The sequence below is a fragment of the Pseudanabaena sp. 'Roaring Creek' genome, assembly GCF_001402795.1.
Lineage (GTDB): Bacteria > Cyanobacteriota > Cyanobacteriia > Pseudanabaenales > Pseudanabaenaceae > Pseudanabaena.
The window spans coordinates 1-7378 of sequence record NZ_LIRE01000035.1; the positions used below are offsets into that span (position 1 = coordinate 1).

A 7378-nucleotide genomic window follows, 5' to 3' on the forward strand; every position below is an offset into this window, starting at 1 on the left:
TTTTAATTATGCCCAGCTACTTAATTGATAGATTTTTTGATAAATTCTAAAATTCAGGATCGACCGATCGCCGACGGTCTCTGGTTTGCGATCGCTAATAGTTCACTCGTCTAACTCGTCTAAAAAGAAGGTCATTCTTGATGAATATTTTTGGTATTGGTTTGCCTGAAATGATTCTGATCATGCTCGTTGCTCTGTTGATCTTTGGTCCCAAAAAGCTGCCAGAAATTGGGCGTAGTATGGGTAAAGCTATTAAAGGTTTTCAAGATGCCTCCCGCGAATTTGAATCGGAATTTAAGCGTGAAGCCGAGCGGTTAGAGCAACCCATAACAATTGCTGAGGCAGCCCCTGCGACATCCTCGGCAACCCTATCTTCGCCGAGTCCTGAAGCGGCATCTGTTGCTGCTCCTGTTGCCACCTCTTCAGAACAAACTAGGGAAGTAACAACTGCTACGGATGCTTGAGACTCAATCCATATCTTTAATTGTAGGACTGGGTAACCCTGGGGCAGAGTACGATCGCACTCGGCACAATATTGGTTTTATGGCGATCGATCGCCTATCCACATCTTGGAATATCTCCCTTGGCAAGGAAAAACGCTTTTATGGGCTCTTTGGTGAGGGGCGATTGTCAAGTGGATTGGTCGGTAATAAGATTCGTTTGCTTAAGCCCACTACCTATATGAACTTGTCGGGACAGTCTGTTCGCGCCTGTGCGGATTGGTTTAAAGGCAGCCCCGCAAATATTTTGGTTGTATATGACGATATGGATTTACCCCTTGGTAAGCTGCGATTGCGTCCCTCTGGTTCTGCGGGCGGACATAATGGTATGAAATCCATAATCGCGCATCTGGGCACGCAAAATTTTCCCCGCCTCCGTCTGGGTATCGGTCGAGGTGGTAGATCGGGTAGTGATGAAGCGATCGCTACTAAAGCCAATCAAAATGTCACTAATCACGTTCTCGGTGGATTTTCCGTTACAGAAACTAAAGTATTACCTGAAATTCTTAACCTTGCCGAATCTACAGTAACCAGCATTTTAGCGGATGGGTTAGAAAAAGCCATGAGTTTATATAACAGTCGTAGCATTGATTTTTAAGCCCGTTAGTTCTGATATAAAGCCCCAAGAAGAGAATGGCGGCGCAAAGCGCCGCCATTCTCTTCTTGGGGCTTGCAATAATTTGCTATTTTTTGAACTTAAAAACCTTGCTGAGTTTAGTTTTTAGTTTTCTAAAGTGTTGGCACACTTCAGGGAAATGGTATTACAAGGTATGATAAGACGGTTTTTAGGGAGCTTTGGCAGAGCTTAGTAAACTAAATTTTAGATGAGTAGGTAAGCATAATTAAAAATAAAATTCCCAATAGTTTGCCTTTAGCATAGCGATCGGCATAACTTTGGAGATTAGAGTTTTTAATAATGCCGAGGTGCTTATGCAAGTGCCATTTAATCGTAGTGAGAGGAGAACGTAATTTATGAAAGCCATGATTTTGGCTGCGGGTAAAGGTACTAGAATCCGCCCGATCACGAATATCATGCCTAAGCCCATGATTCCCATCATGCAAAAGCCTGTGATGGAGTTTTTAGTTGAGCTACTAAGACAGCATGGCTTCGATCGGATCATGGTTAACGTTAGCCACCTATCGGAAGAGATCGAGAATTATTTTCGAGATGGTCAAAAATTTGGCGTACAAATGGCATATTCCTTTGAGGGAACCATTATTGATGGCAAGCTCCAAGGTAGTGCGCTTGGTTCAGCAGGAGGACTAAAAAAAATCCAAGATTTCTCCCCGTTTTTTGATGATACCTTTGTTGTCCTTTGTGGCGACGCTTTGATCGATCTTGATCTCACCTATGCTGTGAATTGGCATCGTCAAAAAAAGTCCCTAGCTACGATTATTACTAAAACTGTCCCTAGAGATCAGGTTTCTAGCTATGGGGTAGTGGTTACTGATTCTGATGGCAGAATTAAGCAATTTCAAGAAAAACCAAGGATTGAAGATGCCCTGAGCAATACGATCAATACAGGCATCTATATATTTGAACCTGAAATTCTTGATTATGTCCCGTCAGGGCTAGAATTTGACCTTGGTAGTGATTTGTTCCCCAAATTGGTGGCAGCCGATTTACCTTTCCATGCCATTTCGATGGACTTTCAATGGGTGGATATTGGTAAGGTTCCCGACTATTGGCAGGCAATCCAAGATGTCCTACTTGACAAGATTAAAAACGTTAATATTCCTGGGCATGAAGTTAAGCCAGGGATTTATGCAGGTTTAAATGTTTCGGTTAATTGGGACAAAGTTGATATTCGCGGCCCTGTTTATATTGGTGGCATGACTCAAATCGAGGATGGAGCAACCATCATTGGTCCGACAATGATTGGTCCTAATTGTCATGTTTGTAGTGGCGCGGTGGTTGAACGGAGTGTGATTTTTGAGTATTCCCGTCTGTCTGATGTGCGGCTAGTCGATAAATTGGTATTTGGTCGTTACTGTGTTGATAAAACAGGTGCAACGATCGATTTGCAAGCGGCAGCCCTAGATTGGCTGATCACCGATGCACGACAACAGCAACAGTCCCATTCTCCCTTGGAATTTTCTAAATCTCCTGCCGCCTGAGCGATGCTAGCAATTCCCAAAATGGCAACGCCATTTTGGGAATTGCTATTATCTACCTCGGACGCGCATAAATTGATCGATCCCGCGCGCGATCGCATCTGCCATCCGTTTTTGGTAATCTGGGCTATTTAAATTCCTTGCTTCGGCTGGATTCGTTACAAAGCCCGTCTCGACTAAAATCGCAGGCATCGAAGTTCTGGCAATTACATAAAAACCTGCACCTCTAACCGAGCGATCATTTGCTCCAGTCCCTGCAATAATCTGTTCGTGCACGTAGCTTGCCAGTTCCCTGCCAATCGTTGAGTTACGCGAGTAATAGGTCTCAATCCCACTGATATCGCTATTGCCTGCGGCAAGCGAATTAGCATGGACGCTGACAAAAACATCGGCATTGATTCTCTCCGCTGCGGCAACGCGAGGCTCTAAGTCGATTTCCACATCATTAGTACGGGTGTAATAAACGGTGTAGCCCATAGTCTGTAGGGCTTGTCCGAGCTTGAGGCTAATTGGCAAAACGACATCTTTCTCTTGAATGCCATTTCCAACCGCACCAGGGTCATTGCCCCCATGTCCTGCATCCACATAGATTACACCCCGACGGCGATCGCCTATATTTTGGGGAATATTCGGAGAAGGGTTGTTAGTAGGTAAAGGTGATGGATTGGCAGGATTGGAAGCAACCCCACTCGTGGAAATTTGGAGCTTGATTTGTTTATTATTGAGCCTTGGCGTTTCACGTATTTGCCAACCAGCACTCGTTTTAATGCCAATTTCTACGGCATTACCAACCTGCGACAGCTTAATTCTCTCAATAGGGCTATTGGCAGCAAGGCTAGGGCGTTGGAAATTTGCCGAAATCTTGGCATTGGGGATAACCAAATTGAAGTTGCCAGTGCGATCGAGACTAACTTGATAGCTTATGGCTTGGGTTGCCTCTACGCTCAATTGTCCCGTACTGCTTAAACTCAAGCGTTCGATCTCAGCGGTTAGGGATGCTGGGTTAGTTGGATTGACTGGTCTATAAATGGGTAAGCTTGGATTAATGGGTATCGCCTGTGCGATTGTAGTCCCTCGATCTTGAGCCACTCGATCTTGAGCCACTCGATTATTTGTATTTATTGTATTTATGGACTGGGATTGTAAATTTCCTATTCCCTTTGGGATGTTTTGTTGGTTTTGAAGCAGAGATGATTCCAAAATGTCGGGATGTATAGGATTAGCTTCGCTGCTAGCAAAGTTGCCTATATTCCATCCATAGCTAGTAGCTAGGCTCACTAAAATTCCGACTACCATGTGTCGATATCGCAAAACATTTCTCCCAATAACGTAATTATCCGAAATCTGAGCTATTAGCTATTAAATAGCTAGATCTTTGGGCTATGCAGATCGTCTCAATCTACCTTCGGTAAGACTTTAGAAATTGATCGACCCCTTTAGCGATCGCCTCTGCCATGCGCTGTTGATAAGCACTGTTGACTAATTTTGAAGCCTCGGTTGGATTGGTAATATATCCAGTTTCCACAAGAATTGCAGGCATAGAAGTATTGCGAATCACATAAAATCTAGCTGACCTCACACCACGGTCGTTTGCCCCAGTTATGGCAAGAATTTGCCCATGTACTAACTCGGCAAGATTCTCTCCTAAAGACGCACCTGGTGCGTGATAAGTTTCAACCCCACTGACTTGAGAGGCATTGGCATCAAGCGAATTGACATGCACGCTTACAAAGGCACTTGCTCTAGCATTCTCCGCAATCTTTACCCTTGGGTCGAGGTCGAGATCGATATCTTCAGTGCGTGTAAACACCACAGAATATCCCATTTGCTGTAACATCCTGCCCAGTTGTTTACTAATTATCAAAGTAATGTCTTTTTCATAAACTCCATTGCGCGTAGCCCCCACATCTGGACCTCCATGACCAGGATCGATGACAACGATCTGACGACCATTAACATTGCTGTAGGTGTTTTGGGCTTGAGGTCTGGTAATCGGTACGTTACTCGTAGTAACCTGTCCTACACTGTTTAACTGCAATGCGATCACCTGAGGATCGGTTCTGATCGTGTCACGGATTTGCCAACCAGCGATCGTTTTTACAGTAATGACTACTGCATCACCCACTTGATTGAGGCGAATCTGTTCGATTGGGCTATTCGACCCTAAAATTGGACGACGTAACTGCGGTGAGATTCTTGTGGCAGGAATGGTCACAGTAAAGGTATTAGTGGCTAAATTCAAACTGCCGCGATAGGATATCGCCCGACTCGCCTGAATTACCAGTTGCCCATAACCATTAAATGACAACCCATCTATGGTTGTTGGTGAATTGCTACTAGCAACCAATCCAGATGATCCAGATAATATTTTTCCTTGCGAATTATCATTGCGATAAGTGCTTAGGTCTGAAGTAATAGGATTAGCCACCAATGGCAATGTTTGCGTTTGGAGATTGTCTTTGATGGCTAGCCTAAAGTTGTCACTGTTAACTTGAGCACTGTTAACTTGAGCACTGTTAACTCGGTTATCGTTTTTTGGGGCATCGTTTTTGAGGGCAACATTCTGTTGTAGCTGCTGTATCGGAGCTAGCAATTGTTCTTGGGGTCGACGATCCTGTGGTAAATCAGTTGACCCCTTGGCATTAGCTGCTTGCGAGCTGAGACAGGTAGTAGCTATCAAGCAAAACATGAGCCATAGCGATTGTCGGTAATATTGATTCAAAAGATTACTCCCAACAATTTGACTGTAGAGTCCCGATCGAAAGTTTAAGACAGCAATTCTACAGGAGATAGGGAAACTTTTTCCACCAAAGGCAACTTTCCTAACCAACGGCGAGACACCTGAGCAAAACGATCAGGTTCTCCACTTACAAAAAATTTCGTCTCAGCGCGATCGCTACGGCTATCCAGACATTTCAACCCCATGAGATCTAACTCTTGACCCGCCGCCCTTACTACATAGGAAGCAGGATTTACCAGAGCCACATGGGAGGGCAGGATCTGACGTAAAACTCCTGACAAATGAGGGTAGTGGGTGCAACCTAACACCAGCGTGTCAATATTTGCCTCAATCAGTGGTTGTAAATACACCTTAGCAACTTGCAAAGTATAGGGATCCTGAATGCGATCGGACTCGATCAAAGGTACAAATTCAGGACAATCCATCTGAAAAACCTGTGCTTGAGGATCGCTTTCCCGAATGGCTTGTACATAGGCTTCGCTCTTGACTGTGGCAGTTGTGGCAATTACACCGATCCTTTTTCCTTTGCCCACTGCTGCTCTTGCCCCTGGCAAAATCAAACCCAGAATTGGCAGATCGAAATCTTTTCTGACTACATCTAGTGCTAAAGCCGAACTGGTATTACAAGCCATGATTGCCATCTTGACTTGCTTAGACTGCATCCAGTGCAAAATCTCATATACATATTCAATAATTTCCACAGGCGATCGCTTGCCATAGGGCAAACGGGCGGTATCACCAAAATAAACTACAGACTCATTAGGTAGTTGGCGATGAACTTCTTGTAAAACCGTAAGTCCCCCAACCCCACTATCAAAAACACCAATAGGGAACCGAGCTTCCTGCTGCAAAACCATGCACATCCTCACACTTCACATGCATCACAGTAAAGCATATTTTTTTGAAAGTGCGTATCAGCCTAACTAATTAACCGCCCGACCATCCTCCTCTGATACCAATTCACGAAAGTGTGTCAACACTTTCGTGAATTAAGAACCAAACCCAGTAAGGGTTTTCAAAGCTCAAAATGGCTTAGCCATTTTGAGCTTTGGTATGAGTTAATTGTCTGGAGTTAATTGTCTGGAGTTAATTGTCTTAACGGTACTGGTGATTCTATATACTTTTCTAGGTATGTTTGCGATCGCTTAGTCGACCAAATCTCTATCCCACAAAACCCAACAAAGCAACTTATAGCTAGCAACTTATAACTTAGGTACAAAGGTACAAAAATGGACTTATCGCGTATCCCACCCCAGCCCAAAGCTGGAATTCTCAACGTCTTGATCGAAATCCCCGCAGGTAGCAAAAACAAATACGAGTTTGACAAAGACCTCAACGCTTTTGCCCTAGACCGCGTGCTTTACTCTTCGGTGCAATATCCCTACGATTATGGTTTCGTCCCCAATACCCTCGCTGATGATGGCGATCCTCTGGATGGCATGGTCATTATGGATCAACCCACCTTCCCTGGATGCGTTATTCCTGCTCGCCCCATCGGAATGCTGATCATGATCGATGGTGGCGATCGCGACGAAAAAATCCTCTGCGTCCCCGCCAAAGATCCACGTTACGCTGATGTCAAAACCCTAGCCGACATCGCCCCCCACCGTCTCGAAGAGATAGCTGAATTTTTCCGTTCGTACAAAAATCTCGAAAAGAAAGTCACTGAAATCAGGGGCTGGGAAGGTGTAGATGCAGTGCAAGCGCTTGTAACTAAGTCAATTGAAGCGGCATTGCCTAAATCCTAAAACTTTTTTGGGGTCTAAAATCCTTCTACCGTAAGGAATAGGTGAGCCAAGGTAAATTATCTTCAAAACTTCCCTCAAGAAAACGCTTGACAAAGCAAAATACCTTTGCTAACTTAATAAAGCGCTGAAGGGAAGCGGAGCGAAAGCTAAGCAACCCGAACTGAAAGGAAAAGCGCAAGGAACCTAGACAAAAGAATAGTTTGAGAGCTTTAAGAAACCAATAAACCTCGTCAAGAGAATAAGAGACTGGATTATTGAGAAATAACCAGCTATCC

General features: G+C 44.3%; 8 protein-coding genes. 4 read left to right on the top strand and 4 right to left on the bottom strand.

Annotation, left to right across the window (positions count from 1 at the left end; translation table 11 throughout):
- Positions 1 to 140 precede the first annotated feature (140 nt).
- The 3 genes from AC805_RS01125 (at position 141) to AC805_RS01135 (ending at position 2618) form a co-directional block, all read left to right on the top strand.
- Complete coding sequence (locus AC805_RS01125; RefSeq protein ID WP_055073704.1) at positions 141 to 464, top strand: TatA/E family twin arginine-targeting protein translocase; 324 nt, start codon at positions 141 to 143, stop codon at positions 462 to 464.
- Positions 457 to 1098, top strand: coding sequence for an aminoacyl-tRNA hydrolase (gene pth / locus AC805_RS01130; protein WP_055073705.1), 642 nt, complete (start codon positions 457 to 459; stop codon positions 1096 to 1098). Before AC805_RS01125 ends, pth begins: the two co-directional genes overlap by 8 nt.
- Positions 1099 to 1472: 374 nt before the next feature.
- Positions 1473 to 2618 carry a sugar phosphate nucleotidyltransferase gene (locus tag AC805_RS01135; RefSeq protein ID WP_055073706.1) on the top strand — a complete coding sequence of 382 codons (1146 nt, stop codon included), beginning with the start codon at positions 1473 to 1475 and terminating at the stop codon, positions 2616 to 2618.
- Positions 2619 to 2666: 48 nt separating this feature from the next.
- Here AC805_RS01135 and AC805_RS01140 read toward each other — a convergent pair whose 3' ends face one another.
- The 3 genes from AC805_RS01140 to murI all read right to left on the bottom strand — a co-directional run bounded on the left by AC805_RS01140 (position 2667) and on the right by murI (position 6206).
- Positions 2667 to 3911, bottom strand: a complete 1245-nt coding sequence (locus AC805_RS01140; protein ID WP_055073707.1) for an N-acetylmuramoyl-L-alanine amidase — start codon at positions 3909 to 3911, stop codon at positions 2667 to 2669.
- A 103-nt stretch (positions 3912 to 4014) separates the two neighbouring features.
- Positions 4015 to 5337 carry an N-acetylmuramoyl-L-alanine amidase gene (locus AC805_RS01145; RefSeq protein WP_156341271.1) on the bottom strand — a complete coding sequence of 441 codons (1323 nt, stop codon included), beginning with the start codon at positions 5335 to 5337 and terminating at the stop codon, positions 4015 to 4017.
- 44 nt (positions 5338 to 5381) lie between these two features.
- Positions 5382 to 6206 (bottom strand): glutamate racemase, encoded by an 825-nt coding sequence (gene murI / locus AC805_RS01150; RefSeq protein WP_142600683.1) that lies wholly within the window; start codon positions 6204 to 6206, stop codon positions 5382 to 5384.
- Positions 6207 to 6584: 378 nt separating this feature from the next.
- On the opposite strand from murI, the gene AC805_RS01155 reads away from it, so the two are divergent.
- Complete coding sequence (locus AC805_RS01155) at positions 6585 to 7103, top strand: inorganic diphosphatase (protein WP_055073710.1); 519 nt, start codon at positions 6585 to 6587, stop codon at positions 7101 to 7103.
- Positions 7104 to 7128: 25 nt separating this feature from the next.
- On the opposite strand, the gene AC805_RS26655 is transcribed toward AC805_RS01155, so the two are convergent.
- Positions 7129 to 7378 (bottom strand): hypothetical protein (locus AC805_RS26655; RefSeq protein ID WP_231662386.1); only part of this gene is annotated, 250 nt, incomplete at its 5' end.